This is a genomic window from Pontibacillus yanchengensis (assembly GCF_009856295.1).
Classification (GTDB): Bacteria; Bacillota; Bacilli; order Bacillales; family BH030062; genus Pontibacillus; species Pontibacillus yanchengensis_A.
In genome coordinates, this window is record NZ_WMEU01000005.1 from 1 (window position 1) to 20,835 (window position 20,835).

The 20,835-nt window shown below is 33.2% G+C and carries 11 protein-coding genes and 1 pseudogene; 11 read left to right on the top strand and 1 reads right to left on the bottom strand.

The genetic code is table 11. The annotated features are described in order from the left end of the window. Positions 1-177 precede the first annotated feature (177 nt). The 3 genes from GLW08_RS14825 to GLW08_RS14835 are packed head-to-tail and all read left to right on the top strand — an operon-like array spanning position 178 to position 3,567. Positions 178-1,485 carry a tyrosine-type recombinase/integrase gene (locus GLW08_RS14825; protein ID WP_160849436.1) on the top strand — a complete coding sequence of 436 codons (1,308 nt, stop codon included), beginning with the start codon at positions 178-180 and terminating at the stop codon, positions 1,483-1,485. Between the two features lie 4 nt (positions 1,486-1,489). Beyond that, on the top strand, positions 1,490-2,608 hold the full coding sequence (locus tag GLW08_RS14830) for a tyrosine-type recombinase/integrase (RefSeq protein WP_160849437.1): 1,119 nt from the start codon (positions 1,490-1,492) through the stop codon (positions 2,606-2,608). A gap of 5 nt (positions 2,609-2,613) precedes the next feature. Continuing rightward, positions 2,614-3,567 carry a tyrosine-type recombinase/integrase gene (locus tag GLW08_RS14835; protein ID WP_160849438.1) on the top strand — a complete coding sequence of 318 codons (954 nt, stop codon included), beginning with the start codon at positions 2,614-2,616 and terminating at the stop codon, positions 3,565-3,567. Between the two features lie 314 nt (positions 3,568-3,881). Here the strand turns inward: GLW08_RS14835 and GLW08_RS14840 are convergent, their stop codons facing one another. Beyond that, positions 3,882-4,244 (bottom strand): HNH endonuclease, encoded by a 363-nt coding sequence (locus tag GLW08_RS14840; RefSeq protein ID WP_160849439.1) that lies wholly within the window; start codon positions 4,242-4,244, stop codon positions 3,882-3,884. Between the two features lie 1,128 nt (positions 4,245-5,372). Between GLW08_RS14840 and GLW08_RS14845 the strand changes: the two genes are divergently transcribed. The 8 genes and pseudogenes from GLW08_RS14845 (at position 5,373) to GLW08_RS14880 (ending at position 20,723) form a co-directional block, all read left to right on the top strand. Then, complete coding sequence (locus GLW08_RS14845; RefSeq protein ID WP_160849440.1) at positions 5,373-7,460, top strand: N-6 DNA methylase; 2,088 nt, start codon at positions 5,373-5,375, stop codon at positions 7,458-7,460. Next, positions 7,457-8,659, top strand: a complete 1,203-nt coding sequence (locus GLW08_RS14850; RefSeq protein ID WP_160849441.1) for a restriction endonuclease subunit S — start codon at positions 7,457-7,459, stop codon at positions 8,657-8,659. The genes GLW08_RS14845 and GLW08_RS14850 overlap by 4 nt, the downstream gene beginning before the upstream one ends. Next, complete coding sequence (locus GLW08_RS14855; protein WP_160849442.1) at positions 8,656-11,847, top strand: type I restriction endonuclease subunit R; 3,192 nt, start codon at positions 8,656-8,658, stop codon at positions 11,845-11,847. Before GLW08_RS14850 ends, GLW08_RS14855 begins: the two co-directional genes overlap by 4 nt. An 866-nt stretch (positions 11,848-12,713) precedes the next feature. After that, positions 12,714-12,879 (top strand): annotated as a pseudogene (locus tag GLW08_RS14860) (ATP-dependent helicase); the annotation flags it as partial. 625 nt (positions 12,880-13,504) lie between these two features. Further along, a complete protein-coding gene (locus tag GLW08_RS14865; RefSeq protein ID WP_160849443.1) occupies positions 13,505-15,775 on the top strand; it encodes a CHAT domain-containing protein in 2,271 nt (756 codons plus the stop codon). A 612-nt stretch (positions 15,776-16,387) separates the two neighbouring features. Next, a complete protein-coding gene (locus GLW08_RS14870; RefSeq protein WP_160849444.1) occupies positions 16,388-18,502 on the top strand; it encodes an AAA family ATPase in 2,115 nt (704 codons plus the stop codon). Positions 18,503-18,508: 6 nt separating this feature from the next. Beyond that, positions 18,509-19,561 (top strand): 5-methylcytosine restriction system specificity protein McrC, encoded by a 1,053-nt coding sequence (locus tag GLW08_RS14875; protein WP_160849445.1) that lies wholly within the window; start codon positions 18,509-18,511, stop codon positions 19,559-19,561. 82 nt (positions 19,562-19,643) lie between these two features. After that, a complete protein-coding gene (locus GLW08_RS14880) occupies positions 19,644-20,723 on the top strand; it encodes an EcsC family protein (RefSeq protein ID WP_160849446.1) in 1,080 nt (359 codons plus the stop codon). The last annotated feature ends 112 nt before the right edge of the window (positions 20,724-20,835 follow it).

Here is a 20,835-nt window from a genome sequence, read left to right on the forward strand (position 1 = left end):
CCATTTATTATTGTTTACAGGCGATAGTTTCAGGTACAAAGAATCATTAACTCACCGATAATTTAGAGGCGGCAAGTGGCATACATTTTTGAATGCCATTCCCTACATTTTTTACTTGCCAAATACAATGATGTAAATGCGAAACATTTCCATTATAGAAAAGATTGGATAGATAACATGATTGAAAAAATGTATGAGATAAATATTAACCTGGAAAATGAATCTATCTCCAAAGGGAATATTAATGATTGGCTTTATACCAAGGAGATACATGAACAATTCGATTCATTACAGATAAGAAAGTATATGCGTAGTAAACTACATGTCTCACTTAGGGTCTATAAAACCAATATTACAATGTTTAAAAAGATTGTACCTCTCATGATGAGTTTCAATAAAAAAGAGCTTAATGATTTTAAAAGAGAAGATTATTTAAACCCTGAAGTCATAAAAATGGTTATTGATCCATTAAACTCAATGGAGCTTATTTACTATCAAAGCTTTTTGAATTCTTTGAAGCCCTTTAAGAAAGTAAAACTAGATGATTATGTTGATAAAATAAATCATAAAACCAAATTTGACCATCCTCTTGTTCGTGTGGTGGAAAGTGTTTTGAAGAAAGAACGAAATATTAAACCACAGAGTTTTCATAATAATTATTACATTCCTGTAAGAACCTTTGTTAATTGGGCCATATCATCATTAGTTAAATTTCAAAATCAGTCTATTAACACTTTTATATTTAATATGGTAACTAGTGAAGACCTTGATGATTATAAATCTTTTCTTATTAAACAAGTAAAAGAAGAAGAATTAACGGAAATTACGGCTAAACGAAACTTGCAGTATGTACGTAGTTTTTTGCAGTTATTGTTTCGAAAGAAGAAAATAGTACGAGATGTAACGAGGAACCTAACAAACATTAAAGCTGACGAATACTTCTACAGACGACTTCCACCAGATGAAGAGATACAGGAACTTATTAATGCTATTGAGCATTATTCTAGTAATCCGATAGGTGATAAACTTGCTCTTTCACTTATGCTACTAATGGGATTTCGTGGGTGTGAGGTCGCTAGCCTAAGTTGGAAGGATATTAACTTAAGCACAAGGTCAATTTCCATTACGGACACTAAAGGAATGGATGCGATACTCCCGATTCCCACAAAAGTATATGATTTGTTAATTCTGTACCAAAGAAAATCTAGTGATAAAAAACATATTTTCTGTGATAACCCAAAGTCTTTTACCCCTGAATTGAGGCTACTATTTGATTCTTATCAGTTAATAGCTGGATGGGATTATGGGGGAGGACTACATCTGTACAGACACTTGTTTGTAACAAGGTTAATAATGCATTGCCCACAGCAAATTGTAAAAAGCTTAACAAGACATATTTCTGATGACACTGTTGCAAAGTATGTTCATTTTGAACGAAAATTTGTGAAAAATGAGTTAGAAAAATTGAGTTATATAGGAGGGTGAAGAAATGACTTTTAACCAAGAAGTTTCTAAGCAGGGGTCTGCTCAAGTTGTTATTCAGCACCTACTGGAAACACATAATATGGAAGACCTCCAAGTGGCTGCAATAAATGTATTAGGTATAAGTGGAGACAAAGATGCAGATGCACCAAAACAGGAAAAATCATTTCAAAAATTAACCGTCGAAGAAAGCATTCTGTTTTTTAAGGGTAGTTCAAAATTTTTGGGCTTAGCAGAGACCTCTAAAGATACCTATAACTACGAAATAAAATTATTTTGTGATTTCATTAGCAAAAAGTTTGGGACACTTGATATACCATTAACAGAAGTAATATATCCAACATCTACTTTGCTTGAATATATCAATCAAAATGATATTTCAAATAATACAAGCGCTAAAAAATCAGCATTTCTAAGAACTTTCATCAAAACAGTAGTTCAGGATTTTTATTTAATGAATAAAGAAGAATTTGACGGCACCTTAAAAGTCGATTGGAATAAAAACGGATTGCCAAAGTTTTATAAATTAGAACAATTAAAAGAATTACTTATTTTAAGTAAAGAGACAGCATTCGGACTTCGGAACTATACGATAATAAGTGCTTTTCTTGGATCCGCTTTAAGGGTAAGTGAGCTTGTTGGTATCCAATTATCAGATATTGATTTGGAAGAAGAAATGATTACGGTCAGTAGAAAACGAAATAAAAACAAACCTGTTCCAGCATATATACAACGTGATGCTTTAAATGTATTGATGAAATATATTGACTTTATGTATGGACATCTTGCAGAAGATTGGAAAGAGCTTAAGGCTAATTATGGAGGTTTATATGTTTTTTCAACAACTGGAGGAGAAACTGCAATGACTGACCGCGCAGTTAGAGGTATGGTTAAAAGTTTAGCAAAGAAGGCACAGTCTATTAGTGATGCTGAAGCAGAGAATCTAAGCGTTCATAATTTTAGACATAGCTATGCTATTTATGGTATTCGCTCGGGTATCAATTTGTATGCCATGATGGATCTTATGGGGCACTCTACTGTCACATCATTGAAGCCATATGCTAAACAAAGTAGGGATCAGATTAAAGAAGATATGGAGAAGAATCCAATTGCAAAACTTATTTAAGGGAGGTGATTATTATAGAAAGCAATATTATTTTAGATTCACATTATTTTAAGCAATGGTACAAACACACACATGTAGCTCAGTCTACAAAGGATAGCTATAAGTATATCCTTAAGAGGTTTGGGAAATATATGATGTCTTTGGGTCCAGTAAGAGAATTGGATTTTGATAAGTTTAAGTTTGGAAAATCGGATTCAAGATATGATCCAATTGACGAAGAGTTTATTGATGATTTCGTGGAATTCCTATTAGAGAATGGGGATAGCCATTCTAATCTTTACAATAGTATTGAAGCACTTAAATGCTTTTTTAAGTTTTTAAAAATGGTTGGCTTAATAAAATCTAATCCAACAGCGTACTATCCAAACCCATATTATAAACTGAGAAAAGTGGATCGTGCATTTAGTAAAGAAGATGCTTCTAAGTTATTATCAGCTTCAAAAAAAGTGGATCCTTTTTTTGGACAATTTTATCTATTGATGTTATTGTTCTTAACTTGCGGATTACGGGCACAAGAGGTATGTTTGATGAAAAAGTCTCAAGTGAATTTAGAGTTCCAGACCATAGAGATTACCCGTGGTCAGAAAACATCCGCAAGTGTTGTTTCAGTAGTAGATAAATTGAAAGAAGCTTTTGAACAATACTTTGAACACCCTGAGTGGTTGAGGTGGTCTAAGGGACAAGATAAAGAAGTTTTCTTTTATAATAATAAACCGTTGAATAGAAGTAGATTAGTTTCCATGTTACAACTAATTTATGATGAAGCTGGGATTGATAGGCAGGTACGTGTTCATGACTTAAGGCACACGATGGCCCAGCTGTTATTATTAAATGGAGCAAATGAATTTTCTATTCAGGAGCAATTACGTCATGAGAGAATTGAGACAACGATGCATTATCTGAACTATAATATGAACTATCGAACTTATTTGGAGTCACATTCAGATACGTTATTATAAACAATATGACGCTAAAAAATGCTAACATTTTGAGTAATAGTAAAGGCTTCTCAATAGTTGAATAAACTATTAAGAAGCCCGTTTTTGTTCTCGTATAATTTTTCTAGATATTCGAAGTTTGCGTGTGGGCATTTTTTCATATTGCACGAAGCGCTAGAACCTTCCCTGCGCTTCTTACTTGACCATGTAATTATTGGTCCTTTTGGTAAGTTTGTTATGTATGTGGAAGTTGCTGGAACAACTGGTCCAAATGGAAAATCACTAAATTAATTGATTTGATTTGTCCAGAAACGTCTAGTTACTACTAGATCTATTTATTTTCCCGATTTTCTTCTGTTGCAGTCTTTACAAAGCATTTGACAGTTTTCTGCATTTGTTTTACCACCTGCATGCCAAGGTGTAATATGGTCACCTTCCATTTCCTTTAATTCAAAGGGGGCATTACAATTAGCGCAAATACCATTTTGTCGTTCATATGCAAAACGCTTTTGACTTTCTGAAAAAGCACGAATATTTAAGTATTTTTCATTTCTTGTCAATACGTATTGATAGATACCTTTCCTCTTAGTAACATCATCATCTATCATGAGTTCTGCGATTTCTTTTTCTAATTCCGATGTATCAAATAACTCATTTTTAAAATCATCATATAAACTTCCCCAGTGAACTCCCTTCATTTCTTTACGATAGGTTGGGAAGGTAAGTTTAACCCAATCAATAACATTTCTAAAATAAGTCCATAATTCATTTGCGTTGGGGTCATGCTTATACTCCTACTGTTTATTTATATTTTGATGTCTTAGAGCTCATTTAATAACACAATTGTATTTGAATATTTTCTTTTAACTTCAAAATATATTTTTTTGTTATCCTTAATTTCTACTCTTATTAATTTCATATTTGTAGATTCCAATTATAGAACACCTTGTAGGTAACGTTTATTTGTTATTAATAATAGGGTTCTTTGTTTCTTATTCAGTAGGTGTTTTAATTGAAAGAAAAAGCAAGGAATAGACGAGTAAGAACACTTAATTTCTTAAGACACACAAATGATTTTCCTTCATTTCAGGGTAAATATTTCTGTTATGAATTTCATTATGGATTTCACTACACATAATCATAATCTCAAACTCATGCTTTAAATAAATGTCTTTCGATTTTTGGATGAATAGAGGTATCATGGTTTGAATTTGCGTGAGAAACTATAAAAGAAAAAGAATATATAGTGCTCCTGAAGGCCCTTTCTTTATAGGTTCATGAAACCTTTCTCAACTTCAGAGGTAGAGAAAATAGAGTATATTTTTTGAGCAATCAAAGAATAGTGTCAGAGGGAAGTCCTCAACCGGGTCTAGTCTACTATATTAATACTAAAGATTGAAGTTAGACGAAGTCACCATAACCATAAATTGGTTATAATGTAATGAAGGATAATATAGTAGATAGGTATTTATAATTTGTATAAGTCAACAACATTTAATTTATTTAAGGTAAACACTACTACATTTTTATCTGCAATAACTCTTCACCCCACGTCCAGTGAGTCGCGTTGATAGAGTTAAAATAGCTTGGTATCAATGGTTGTTTGAGGATTATGACTGAATATTGAAGTGTGTTTTATGTTCCCTCGGACTAATGGTTCGGGGGATTTTTTGACCCCCGGGGTCTTACTTTTACGCGGAATTAAAACAAATAAGGTTATTATTATTTTTTGCGTAATTATTAATAATAAAGACTTTCTAGTATGATACAATTAACCTATTATACAATAAATGTAAGTGTATAACATAAAAGAGGAGATTTAATATATGGAAAATATAGAGAGTATTGAAAAGCGCTTATGGGAAGCCGCAGATGACCTTCGTGCTAATTCTAAATTAACATCTACAGAATATTACATGCCAGTATTAGGGCTTATATTTTTACGGCACGCCTTTAATCGGTTTTTAAAGGTTGAGTCCGAAATAAAAAAGTCTTTACCAAGCCGTGGAGGTGTAACACGTCAAATTACAAGGGAAGACTTTTTAAGTAAAAATGCCTTGTTTTTGCAAGAAAAATCTCGGTTTGATTACCTAATTAACATGCCAGAAGATAGAGATCGAGGACAAGCAATTATAGAAGCTATGGATGCGATTGAAGATGATTACGAGGATTTAAAAGGTGTGTTACCTAAAGATTATCATATCTTTGAAAATGATTTACTTACAAGACTTCTAAAAGTTTTTAATGATGAAGCGCTAAACAATGTAAATGGAGATGTGTTCGGTAGAATATATGAATATTTCATTATGAAATTTGCATTGCAAGGTGCTCAAGATAATGGAGAGTTTTTTACCCCAGTTTCCTTAGTTCAAATGATTATTAATACTATTGAACCAGATAATGGAATTGTGTTGGACCCTGCATGCGGTTCTGGGGGTATGTTTGTTCAGACAAGTCATTTCCTTGATGAACAAGGACAAAATGCAAATTCTGCTGTGACATTCTACGGTCAAGAAAAAACTTCTACTACCATACGTTTAGCGAAGATGAATTTGGCAGTACATGGTTTAGAAGGGAAAATTGCAGAGGCAAACACTTTTTATGAAGATTCTCATGAATTAATAGAAAAATGTAATTTTGTCATGGCCAATCCACCCTTCAATGTTGATAAGGTAGATGCTGAGAAAATCAAGAACGATACGAGATTGCCTTTTGGGTTACCGGGTGTAAATAAAAATGGTGAAGTAAGTAATGGGAATTACTTATGGATGTCATATTTCTTAAGCTACCTAAATAACAATGGACGAGCTGGGTTTGTTATGTCTTCCCAAGCTTCAAGTGCAGGTGGTGCTGAGAAAGAGGTTCGAAGGAAGATTATAGAGACCGGTAATGTAGATGTAATGATATCTATTCGCTCAAACTTCTTTTATACACGGTCCGTTCCATGTGAGTTATGGTTCTTTAATAAAGGGAAACCAGAACATCTCAAGAATAAGATTTTAATGATAGATGCCAGAAATATTTATAGAAAAGTGACAAGAAAGATATATGATTTTTCTCCAGAACAGTTGAAGAATTTAACTTCTATAATATGGCTTTATAGAGGCCAAACTGAAAAATATTTAGGGCTAATAAAAGACTATTTTAATAAAATAACTATGGAATGTGATGTACTTCCTAAAGCTCTAAAATCATTTAATGAGGAAATGCTTCAGTTGTCAGAACAATTAAAGTCATTTTCAAAAAACGCAGAGTTGGGCAAAGAGGAACAAGATAAACTTAAAAATAGTATAAATGAGCTCACAAATTTTGTTAACAAATATGAACTAGACCTAAAGAACCTACAAAGTCAAATAAAAGATTGGAAATCCTCATTAACACCCAATGGATTAAAAGATAATAATCTACAGCTAAAGTATAGTGAGAAATATCAGACGATCTTTAACCTTAAAAGAGACATTTCAAAAAGTGTAGATCAAATTTATAGAATTATTGTCTCTACAATAGAAATGTGTGAAATAGAACTTTCTGCTAAAACATTTGAAAATTGGAAAACAAGAGAAATCAAAAAATACAAAGAAAGCTTTGATGATCGAAAAAAAGAACTCCTCAGAGGTTTAAGAAGTTCTATTTATTATTTTAAGCAAATATTATGGCTTCAAGAAAAGTTTCCGAAAGCTGAATTAGAAAATGTAGAGGGATTAGTGAAATTAGTTAATTTAGAAGATGTGGAAAAAAGTGATTGGAGTTTAACACCCGGAAAATATGTTGGAGTTGCACCTGAAGAAGAAGACGAAGATTTTGATTTCGAACAAACCATAAAAGATATTCATTTAGAGTTGTCGGATTTAGATGATGAAGCAAAAAGATTAGCAGATTTAATTCAACAAAACTTTAAGGAGATGGGACTATGATTTGGGAAAAAGTCCCTTTTGAGTCGCTCTATTTAATTCCATCCAGAAATGGATTAACTAGACCTCAAAGAGTAAGAGGTTCAGGACATAAAATGGTTAATATGGGTGAACTTTTTAAGTATGATCGCATAACAAGTGACATAGAAATGGAACTTGTACCTATGAATAATAAAGAACTCACTAATACAGTTCTTGAAAGTGGAGATATCCTTTTTGCAAGACAATCATTAGTCAGAGAAGGTGCAGGTAAGTGCTCAATCATACTAGATGTAAATGAAGTTCTTACTTTTGAGTCTCACTTAATAAGAATTAGATTAAATACCAAGGTAGCTAATCCACTATTCTATTATTATTACTTTTCGTCATCAGTTAGTAATATGCAAACTATTATTCAACAATGCGCACAAGCAGGTATTCGAGGAAGTGAACTAACTAAACTTGAAGTGCACAAGCCACCTATGGTTATACAAAATAAAATTGCTAATATATTATCAGCTTATGATGACTTAATTGAGTTAAATAATCGTAGGATTAAATTATTGTATAACGCTGGAAAAAATTTATACAAACAGTGGTTTATACATTTTAAATATCCAGGTTCACACATAAATGAAGCATTTAAATCATGGAGTAAACAGAAAATTAATGATATTGGAAAGGTGATTACTGGGAAAACACCATCTACAAAAAATCCAGATTTTTATGGAGGAGAAGTACCTTTTATAAAAACTCCAGATATGCATGGAAATATCTTTATCACAAAAACCGGAAATTATTTAACTGAGCTTGGCGCAGGTGCCCAAAAAAACAAGTATATCCCTGAAAATACGTTAATCGTATCTTGTATAGGAACAATTGGAGTAGTTGCAATAACAAGTCAAGCATCTCAAACAAATCAACAGATAAATAGTGTTATTCTCAATAAGAATTACTATTTATATTACTGTTATTATGCTTTTCAATCATTAAAAGAACAGATGGAGGCTCTTGGTGGAGGAGCAACTATGAGTAATGTTAATAAGACTAAATTTGAAAACCTGGAAATAGTTTTTCCAGAGGAGAATTTATTACAGGACTTTAATGATTTATGCGAACCTATTTTTGAGCAAATATTAAATCTGCAGAAACAAAATGAAAAGCTATCTCAAGCTAGAGATTTATTAGTTAACAGACTAATGAGAGGTGAAATAAAAGTATGAGTGCACCCATGTCTGAGGATAAATTAGTCCAAGAGACCACAGCAAATTATTTTCAAGATGCATTAAATTGGAATTCAGTATTTGCTTATAATACGGAAGTGATGGGGATAAATGGAACTTTAGGGAGAACATCTGAGAAAGAAGTGGTACTCGTACGATACCTTCGACAAGCACTCAAGACTTTAAATCCTGGGATCCCTGATGAAGCTTATGAAGATGCGATACATCAAATTACTGAATCAAATGTTTCAAAGTCAATGCTTCAAATTAACCGAGAGAAGTATTTATTATTTAAAAATGGAGTACAAGTTTCCTATAGAAATAATAAGGGGATTATCGAAAAAAAGCGGCTTAGGGTTTTCAACTTTGAGGACCCTTCTGCCAATCATTTTTTAGTCGTTAGAGAAATGTGGGTACAAGGAAGATTATATCGCCGACGTCCAGACATTATAGGTTTTGTAAATGGAATTCCTTTATTATTTATTGAATTAAAAAATGTGCATCGTGACATTCGAGAAGCATATGAAGGTAATTTAAGTGACTATAAAGATACAGTACCTCACTTGTTCGATCACAATGCATTTGTGTTTTTAAGTAATGGTGACGAAGCAAAGGTAGGATCAATTTCAAGTAAATATGAACACTTTAATGAATGGAAACGTTTGAGCGAAGATGATAAAGGTATCGTAGACCTTGAAACGTTATTAAAGGGTACGTGCACAAAAGAAAATTTTATGGATCTTTTTGAGAACTTTATTTTATTTGATGACAGCTCTGGAAAGCTAATTAAAATAGTTGCTCGTAATCATCAATTTCTAGGTGTGAATTTGGTAGTTGATGCTGTGAGAAATAGAGAGAATTTAGATGGAAAGCTAGGTGTGTTTTGGCATACCCAAGGTAGTGGGAAATCTTACTCTATGGTGTTTTTTACGGAAAAAGTACACCGAAAAATACAAGGGAATTTCACTTTCTTAATTGTTACTGACAGAGAAGATTTAGATAGTCAAATATACAAAACATTCGCTGGCACAGGAGCTGTTAGCGATGAGGGTTCAAGAGCAGGTTCAGGCAAACATTTAGAACAACTACTATGCTCTGATCATGAGTATGTGTTTTCTATGATTCACAAATTTAATCAGGAAATAGATCCTAGCAATCCTTATTCAAAGAGAAATGACATTATTGTTATTTCAGATGAGGCGCATCGTACACAGTATGGTCGTCTTGCACTAAACATGCGGAATGCGCTACCGAATGCACATTATATTGGCTTTACCGGCACGCCGTTATTCAAAGATGACCAAATAACTAAGAGATTATTTGGTGATTATGTATCAACCTACGATTTTCAAAAAGCTGTCGATGATAATGCAACTGTCCCTCTGTTTTACGATAACCGCGGTGAGAAACTAAACTTGTCAACAAAAGATATAAACCAAAAAATTGCTGAAAAAATAGAAGAAACTGAGCTTGACCAAGATCAACAGGCAAGGTTAGAAAAGGAACTTGCACGCGAATACCATATTCTTACAGCTGAAAAACGGTTAGATGCAATAGCAAAAGATTTTGTAGAACATTATACAACACGCTGGGAAACAGGAAAATCAATGCTGGTTTGTTTAGACAAAATTACAGTAGTAAGGCTGTACAATTTAATACTAAAATACTGGAAAGAAAAAATCCAAGAAATCGAAAGAACAGTTGGTTCAGTTGAAGATGAACAAGAAGAAACATTTATTAAAAGAAAGCTCCAGTGGCTAAAGGAAACAGAAATGGCTGTTGTAGTTAGTGAAGAGCAAGGAGAAGTTCAAAAGTTTAAAAAGTGGGATCTTGATATTATTCCACATAGAGAAAAGATGAAAAACGGTTATGAAACATCTGACGGTAGACGTATTGATTTAGATACGGCTTTCAAAAATCAGGACCACCCTTTACGGGTTGCGATAGTATGTGCGATGTGGTTAACTGGATTCGATGTTCCTAGTCTCTCAACATTATACTTGGATAAACCGCTTAGAGCACATACTTTGATGCAAACCATTGCTAGAGCGAATCGTGTTAATGAAGGAAAAAACAACGGCCTTATTGTGGATTATTGTGGGATATTAAAAAATTTACGGGAAGCGTTGGCTACTTTTGCCACAGGGCAGGAAGGCAATAACGATGGCAATGACCCTGTTAAACCTGATGAAGAGTTACTTGAGGATTTAAAAGAAACCATTGAGGCTACTAAAACCTATTTGTTAACAAGGGGCTTCAGCCTTGATAGTATGTTAGATAAAAAGGGATTTGAGCTTATTGCTTCGATTAATAAGGCAAAAGAAGCTATAAATGAAAATGAAGAAACTAGGAAAAGATATGAAATCTTTGCTCGACAAGTTTTCAAGAAATTCAAAGCCTGTATCAATATTAAAGAAGTTAACAAGTTTAGACCGGATTATAATAATATTGATATCATTTATAAAAAGTTACAGGATGATAAGGAAAAGGCTGATATATCTGAAGTATTAAGAGAAATGCATGCTATTGTAGATGAAGCTATTGAGACATCTGTTATTGATGAAAAAGAAGATAGTCGTTTATATGACATTAGTAATATAGACTTTGAACGATTAAAAGAAGAATTTAAAAAATCACCTGCGAAAAATACTACAGTTCATAATTTAAATGAGGTAGTTGAAAAACGTCTTAGTCAGATGATTAAGAAGAACCCCCTACGCGTTGACTATTATCAGAAATATCAAAAAATTATCGAAGAATATAATAAGGAAAAGGACCGAACAACTATAGAAGAAACATTCGAACAAATTCTTCGTTTTGTAAAGAATTTGGATGAGGAAGAAAAACGCGGTGTTAGAGAAGGCTTAAATGAAGAAAAGTTAGCTCTTTACGATTTACTTATTTCTGGTAAAAAACTTTCAAAAAAAGAGCGCGAAAAAATCAAAGAAGTAGGGAAAGAGTTACTTGAAGCATTAAAATCAGAAAAGTTAAATATGAGCAACTGGAGAGAGAAAGAATCGACTAAAGCAGATATAAAAACATTCATTTATAACTACCTTTATGATGAGAATACCGGGTTACCAATTGAACAATATACACCTGAAGATGTTGAGTTTAAAGCTAATATAGTTTTCGAACATATTTTTAATCAATATAGTAGTTCAACTGAGAATGTTTATGCTAGTTGATTACAACTATAGGATATCATTAAATTTATTGGCAAATTAAAAAGACTAGGTCTACGGTTAATTGAGACCTGGTCTTTTTGCGTTTTTTTCATTCCATGCCCAGCCAAATAACTCATTACCGCCTTCTGATAGATGAAGAACAGAGGTTTTGTCCATAATTTCCTGTGCATTTTGAGAATAGGAATCTTCTTTATCAATAGTGATAAAAAAGAATTATTAGTAAGTTGAATGATTTAACAATAATTGTTGATGAATTGGAAAACAGCATGCTATTGCGTGATGAAAATCAAGATTCACTTTTATATACGATTGTAAATAGTTCCTTAAATCATAAAATTTTTAAGACGAAAGTATAGTGTGAATAATTAAGCAGCAATCTTTAGCAGGGATTACTGCTTAATTTATGTCGTGAGGATAATAACTTATTTGGTATAATTTTTATAGATATACTCTCAATATAGGGGGGAGTTAATTGATATATTGTGCTTTGTGTGGTGAAGACAATGAATTACAAAACAGTCATATTTTACCCAAGTTTATTTTTAGGTATATAAAAAGTGAATCAGAGACAAAAAGACTTAGGGATATGAACACTCCAAATCTTTGTCAGCCATCTATGATTCTAAAGACTATAAAGATAAACTCTCAGATAAGCAAAAAAGTAATATTGAAAAGAAGATAAGTAGGAATAGAAAAGCTAAATAAAATTCTTTAAAGAGTTCAACCCATGTAGTAATCATTTTGGTTAGGTAAGGAGCAAAGCAGGTGCCTGCTTTTTATATGGAAAAAAACGTATAGATACTACCAAATATCCACCAAATTACGGTAACATAGTCTTAAAGGATAACTGAATATTCATTGTTTGGGGGGATTTTAAGACTGCTTCATTCGGCATTCCGTCTGTGAGAAGGTGTCAGGGGAAGAGAACAAACTTCAAGCTTTAAATCTAACCCCAACATGTAGCTGGCCGCACAAATAACTGAGGATAAAACAAATATTGGACGATTTAAACGTATTGAGGCTACTGCCGTGAAATAACGCAGGGACGGAACTCACAAACGCTAGAATCGTCCCCGTGATTGAACGGACGACCACATAAAAAAGTAACAAGATGCTCAATTTGTAATGATATTGGTGTTTGATAACCCAACTCCAGTTAATCTACTTATTAATGGGTTCAGGTACACTAACGTCTAATGGTCCCTTATACATGAAATATCCAGTAGAATCATCTAATTGTTGATTTGTAACTTTTATATATAGGGTAATACTAGCCCAAAGGATGGAGATTTTTTCGAGCCACTCTTCTTTATATTCATTTGGGGCGATTCTAAGTGCTGTTCATATTTCCTCATCTAGGGAAACGAAATAGTCTTCTGTAGAAGTTTTTATACCAAGTGTTGGTATGTTTGAAATGTTAGATTTTTTTTGCACGACCTTCATTTGTTCACGAGCAACCCTAGCAAAATGGTTTAAAAACCATCTTTGTCCTTCTTCAATAATTATTTTATAGAGCATATGAAGAGCAGAAAAACCATAGGTTTTCTGCTTTTTTTTATGAATTCTTTGGAGGTAATTAATATTATTTGTCGAAAAAAGAGTTTTAAGCTATATTATAAGAATTTAATGGAAGAAATCATTAAATAAGGAGAAAAGTATGATAAGAGAAAGTTTTTTAAAAGCTACTGAAACAGTGAACCAAGCTATTTTTTACGCACCAGATGATGTAAATGAGCTAAAAAAATATTTTCACAGAGTGGGGATTGACCACAGCCAAAAAAATTTACTTAAGATGTTCCGTTTATGTATTAGAATCACACAGTCTCTTCCAGATGAAAAATACTATATACATAAAAATATAGTATATGACGTTTCAAATGCGTATGTTGCATTAGGTAAAAAACATAAAAAGGTTATAAAACAAAATGTTGGATTCGCATTCAAGAAAGAGCATTTTACATTTAAAAAGTATGTGCAATTTGGCGATCCGCACCTTTTTGCTATAGCACTATATATTAATTTAGCAGCAAGGCTAGAGGACATAGGTTTACCTGGTGAAGCTTTCAACGCAATAGTAAAATCATTGGATCCATGGGTGGAAGTATATGATAAAGATACAGGGAAAGGGGATTTAAAAACAAAAAATATAGATTTATTTGATGAATTTTTAATTGGAACAATTATGTTAGGAGTAGAAGGTAACCGTCAAACTCTTATTGGCAGAGCTGCTACTAGCTTTCGCAACTTAAGTGTGGTTGGACATGTAAATAATGATGCACTTAATATGTTTTTAAAATATAAGAAATTTGTAAAGCATGGTGAAGATGCAATATATGAAGATATACGTTTCTATACGACATACTTAGAACTTATAATGGGGGAAAAAACGAAAAATGAAAACTTCGATGAGATAGTAAGTTATCTAGAAGGTCAGTTCAATCTTGAATTTTTAAGGAATTCCCATGATAAATGCTTTATTATTGCTTCAGTACTCGCTAAAGCATTAGATAGCACAGAATGGTCTGAACATGCAGTTTCTTCATCTCCAAGCGTAAGTTTCTGGGCAGAATTATTTTATATGCAAGCATTTACTATCTCTCGTTCATCAAACCCAGATGTAGAAGAATATTGGAGACTTTTAAGAGGTTTTTTACTTCATGCTGGAAATATTCATTCTGACAGAATGTTATTAGATTTATTTAAACAGAAGAACAGTGGTTTTTTAAACATGATGGTAGCATCATGTCTTCATAATAAGGAGTATCAATTAGCTTTAGAGTTAATATATGCATGGTGGGTATATAAACCTGGCGATACAGGCTTGCAAAATGTAGAAGGTAAAGCAATGATAATTGCAATTCCAAACTTTCATTCAGAAGGGTATTTTTTTCTAATATATGATAAGGAGAAGGTGCGTGCGCTAGCTTCTAAAAGTAGTAAAAAGTTATCTGATATATTAGAGATAAAGGATAATATTGAAGCAGGTTGGACTGCCATTTTAAATGAAGAGGATACTCTTACTCCAAAAGAGGAAAATAGAATTCATATAGATGAGTCCTCTGAGTACATTAATTCTTTATCTGATTTTGCCGGAGTTAGCGAATTGAATAAGGTATTATCTAAAATAAAGGAAGAAACCCATTTTGAATATATTGAGTTAACATGGACCAATTTCCCAATTCCGGAAATACTATCAAATACAACTAAACATACTTACTCTATATCTGTAGATAGTGTTAGATTACCTGCACCCAAGGAAATAAAAAAAGTGTTAATATGGAGTGATCCAGACGGAACCTTACTTACATCAGTCTTTGAGGCTGAAGCAATTAAATATTTATTGTCTAGTAAGAAGATAGAATTCGAATTTTATGAGGGTGAAAATTGTACTAAAAATTTGTTTCTTGAGAAATATTCTGATCCAGAGTTTGATATGATATGGGTAATATCTCACGGGGAGTTTAATTCGGATAATCCACCTTTTTCTAAACTATATGTGTCAGAAAATGACCCAGTTACAACATGGGAATTAAAAAAAAGTGTACCCATTACAAATAAAAGACGATACTTAATTTTGAATGCATGTCAAAGTGGCACTGCTGGAGTAAGATTTAATAGCATGGGTTTTATGGGAATTGGCCCTTCTATAACTAATGAATTTCAGTCTGTATTAGGTCATCTTTGGTATGTTGATACACTCGCATCTGCGGTTCTCGGGATTCTTACACTTCAAGCAATTCTGGAGGGGAATACTATGGCTTTTTCTTTAAAACAAGCTTCTAAGATTATGTGTGAAGGAAATCGTGCGATTGAGGGAAATTTATCAAAAATTAATGGTGACCTACAAATAGTGGATCGAGTTAAAAATTCTATGTCTAAAGATTTGAGTTTGCCTTTTTATTCAATGTCAGGGTTACTATTTGGATAAATAGTTAGTAGAATCTTTGAGTGTATTGACAAAAGCATCTAGGTGTTGCTTAGAAATAAAATGAAAAATCATATGCATCTAACTGAAGTTAGGAAAATGAGAGTAGGTGATGCTAGGATTCTTATCATTATGTTGCATCTAATCCCATCTTTCTTAATAATTAAAGATGTTAATCATATGGTATCTTTTATATTATCTACCTTACTAATTTTATTAAACATAACATTAATAAGAAGGAGATCGAAATTGGAAGACCCCCAATATTAAATAAGGTGAACACTACTACATCTTTTCTTATCTGCGATAACTATTCAACCCATGTGGAGTGTGTGACACATTTAGTATTGAAAGAAGAAGCAGGGTCCTATTAATGGGCGCCTGCTTCTTTTTATTTGTTAGATTGAGACGTAAAAAAACTATGTTAGTTATTAATATATTGAATATGTAGTAAGAGCATTTTTACATTGATAAAGAAATTCACATTTAGAACTGTATTAATCAAATAAAACCTAGGACCAACTATATCTTGATATGGTATTATTTAGTGAAAATAGTTTAATATCCACATTATTACATAGATTTGAAAATTCATTTAAAGAAGGGGATGAGATAATGACGACTGTTAGTGAAGCATATTTTGTAGGAGCTGTCATAGATGGTGAGAATCAATTCAATCGTTTTTTGGAAGAAGGCATTTGGGAAAACGGGTATGATGACAAGTATCAAGAGAAAGTTTCTGAGATGGAGGTGGGAGATCGTATAGCCATCAAGTCCTCTTTTACTAGAAAGAATAATCTCCCGTTTGAGAACAATGGTGTAAGTGTTTCTGTTATGCGCATAAAAGCTATTGGGACTATAACTCATAATCTTGGAGATGGAAAAAGAGTGTCGGTCGATTGGGAACAGCTCACCCCATCGAAAGAGTGGTATTTCTTCACAAGTCGGAACATCATCTGGCATGTCGAAGCTGCGGACGGTTGGATGCAGAGGAATTTAATCCATTTTGCGTTTCATGATGAGCAACAGGATATCGATCGGTTTCTCCAGCACCCTTATTGGAAGGAAAAGTATGTATCAGCTGATTTTGAATGGACGTATTTCTATGAAGAGTTAGCGGATGCTTTATTGCGTTATAAAGATAATCGAGTGGAGTTACTCAGAGACATCCATAGTATTTATGAAAAGCTCAATATGAATAATCCCTTTTCTATGAAGAAAACGGATGGCAGTGAAGAACTCTTGAATGATATCTGTCCGTTTACGGTGTTCGGCATGTTTAATAAACGTATTCGTGACGATAACCGACAATTGATTTTAAGAGAGTTGGCGCATTTACTAGAACTTGAGGAGCAAGTTCCTTCCGTTTTCGAAGGAGTCCCTAGAGTCAATAACCTAAAGGCCTGGTTCTTCGGGGGCGATGATCGAAGAGGAGAAACAGACATTGATCAGTTATGGCAATTGTTCGAATCGGCTATTCAGTACGCAGAGGAAGATACTGAAGAAGATAAGCAATTATTTATTGATCGGTTTAACCAAGTGATTCAACAATATGGCATCCACTGGAATATTACCATCGGTTTATATTGGATTAGACCGTGGGATTATGTGCCATTGGATAACAATACGCGAACAAATCTACAAGATGAACTCCAGGTTAAAGTGTTGACGCGGCATAAAAGAAGAATGATTACTGGAGAAGATTATGTATCTCTATTAGAGGAAATGTACGAGAACTTTGAAAGAGAAGATTACCCTGTTCATTCCTTTCCTGAGCTTTCCTATAAATCTGTACAAAATGAATTAGGTGTGACTGACTCGGTTGAACCTGATGAGCAGGAAGAGGATAATTCCCCTGAATCTATTATAGAGAAAAGTTATGATTACTACGATAAAGAAGCTTTCCTGGATGAGGTATTTGTGAATGATGAAGATTATGAAACGATGAGAGCCTTATTAAGACGAAAGAAAAATCTAATACTACAAGGTGCACCAGGTGTGGGAAAAACGTTTGTAGCAAAGAGATTGGCATATTCATTAATGGGAGAGAAAAACTCATCTAGAATCAAGATGCTACAATTTCATCAAAGTTATGCGTACGAGGATTTTGTTATGGGATATCGACCTGATGGAAATGGCGGCTTTACGTTGAAAGAAGGTCCGTTTTATCAATTTTGTCAGGAAGCAAAGCAGTATCCTAATAAGGATTTTTATTTTATTATAGATGAAATCAACAGGGGGAATCTGAGTAAGATTTTTGGAGAATTGCTCATGCTGATTGAAAGTGATAAACGGGGAGAAGCGTTGACCCTTACATACAATGATGAGGAATTTTTCGTTCCAAAAAATGTGTACTTGATTGGCATGATGAACACTGCTGACCGCAGTCTTGCGATTATTGATTATGCATTACGAAGACGTTTTTCTTTCTTCGAACTTGAACCTGCTTTCCATTCTAATAAGTTTAAACAACTTTTACTAGATCAAGGTGCTAGCGAAAATCTTGTGGAGCAAATTCAAATTCGACTTGCCAATGTAAATAGAGAGATTGAGAATGACTTTAACCTTGGAAAAGGGTTCCGGATTGGACATAGCTATTTTACTCAATACGAAGTCACTGACAATTGGTATAAAGAAATCATCCTTTATGAAATAGAACCTCTTTTGAAAGAGTATTGGTTTGACGAAGAGGAAAAAGCACAGAACTTCGTTAATGAATTGTTAAGGTGATAAGAGATGAGTGAGCAATCGAAGATCCCAATCAAAAATATTTATTATATGCTCTGTTATGCGTGGAACGTATTGGATCAGTCAGAGCGAGTGAATACGGGTAGCGAGAAATTTGATAACATCTATAACTTATTAGGTAGTGTTTATATCAACGGAGTGAACAGCTTACTGAAGCAAGGGTTAAATCGGTATTACAAGGTTCAGAAAAAAGCGACCTCCTCTTTAAGAGGGAAGATGAAAATAGGAGATTCTATAAAGCAGCATACATTTAGTCAGGGACGAATGGTTTGTGAGTATGAAAACTTCGAAGAGAATATCATCTTAAATCAGATTGTGAAGAAAACAATCAATATTCTTTTGAAGTCTCCAAATTTAAATGTTGAGTTGAAGCAGCAATTATCCAAGCAACGTCAATATTTTCGAGAAGTCGAGGATATTCGCCTTTCACTATCGCTTTTTCAATCATTGAGATATAACCGGAACAATTACCATTACCGAATGTTAATGAACGTTAGTGAGTTGATTTACATGGGATTGGTCTCAACTGAAACTGATAATGACATGATATTTCTGGATTTTATTCGAGACCAGCAAATGGCCAAACTATATGAAAAGTTTGTATTGAATTTTTATCGTTATCACTTAGATGGAAGTCGTTATCGCATTCATTCCCCGAAAATAAAATGGAATGTAGATGAAAGTGTAACAGAACAATCCTTATCCTTACTTCCTAATATGAAAACGGATATTGTTATAGAAGATAAATGGACCCAACGACAATTAATTATGGATACGAAATTCTATTCAGAAACGCTAGTAAGCAGCAACCACTCAGATATTGAAAAAGTTCGAACAGGGCATTTATATCAAATATATGCATATATAATGAACAGTGATTTTCCTGGCAGAGTAAATGGAATGTTGCTGTATCCAACAGTAAATGAAGAGGTAGATGCAAAGTTCCCTATGTCTGGAGATCAGAATATTTGGATCCGGACATTGGATTTGTCTGTAGATTGGGAGGAAGTGAAGGGGAGGTTGTTGGAGTTTGTGGATTGAAGGTAGTTCAATTTATTGTATTTATGAAAACGTGATTAAAGTTTTCTTAGATAAAATGCTAGATTGAAAGGAGTAAGTGGAAATGAGTATTGATAATTCGTTTTTAGATTTAAAAGAAAGACAGCTTTTAGAAACTCTCACAACGAAGTATGAAGAATTCATAGAGCCGAGTTCCTTTCAAAAACAAATAAGCAGGACAACTGATAAAGCCTCTGAGTTGTTGCCCGAAAAGGTAAAGAAAATGTCTTCTAATGCCATAAAAAATGCAAGTGATTGGACGGTGATAAGAAAGGTAATAGAAAGTGCTGGTGAAGGTTTTGGAGTGGTTAATGAAAATTCTGCGAGATATACTTTAAGTAAAAAGAATTTACTCAATTCTTTGAATAATGAAGATAATGAAATTAATGAATTTACTAGGATTTGTGAGTTAAGAAGTTATTATATAGAAAAGAATTTATTAAACAGAAGAAGATTACTTGATTTACCTACTGCATTTGTAGGTGGAGGTATAACAGGGTTTTTTGGTTTATTGGGGGTACCATTTAACTTAGCATATACTTTTTTTATGTATTATAGAACTGTTCAAACCGTGGCATTATTTTATGGCTATGATGTGGTTGATGATCCAAGAGAGTTAGAGTTTGCATCAAGTGTAACAATTACATGTTTATCACCTCATATAACATCAGATGTACAAAATCTTGGTTCTATAGTTAGTAGAATGATGTTTGCTACCAATGTGACAGTCTTAAAAGAATCATTATCGAAATTATCTTATGAACAGATGGCTCAAAAAGGTGGGGCCGAATTGCTATATGTTCAAATAAGAGCTTTAGCTAATGCACAAGCAAAAAAAGCACTTGAAAAAGCAGGAAAAGAGGGGGTTGAAGCAGGGATATTTAAAAAACTTCTTGAACAGATAGGTAAAAGAATGACGAAAGAAGGTGGGAAAAAAATAGTCCCTGTAATTGGTGGGGTTGTTGGAGCTTTTTCAGACACATATACCATGAATAAGATAATACACGGAGCAAACTTAATTTATCATAAGAGGTTCTTATTTGAAAAAGATATAAGAATAAATGAACTTAATTTTAATTCAGATTTAAATCGTAACTCTGATATTTTAGACTATGATGAAATAATGAAAAAATTTAGATCGTGAAATAGTAGAGTTAAACGAGCTTGTTATTGTTACAAACAGGTCATAAGGACAGCGTGTGGGCCCTTTGTATTATCATTCATTATGTGCTAACACTTATAACGTAATCATTGTG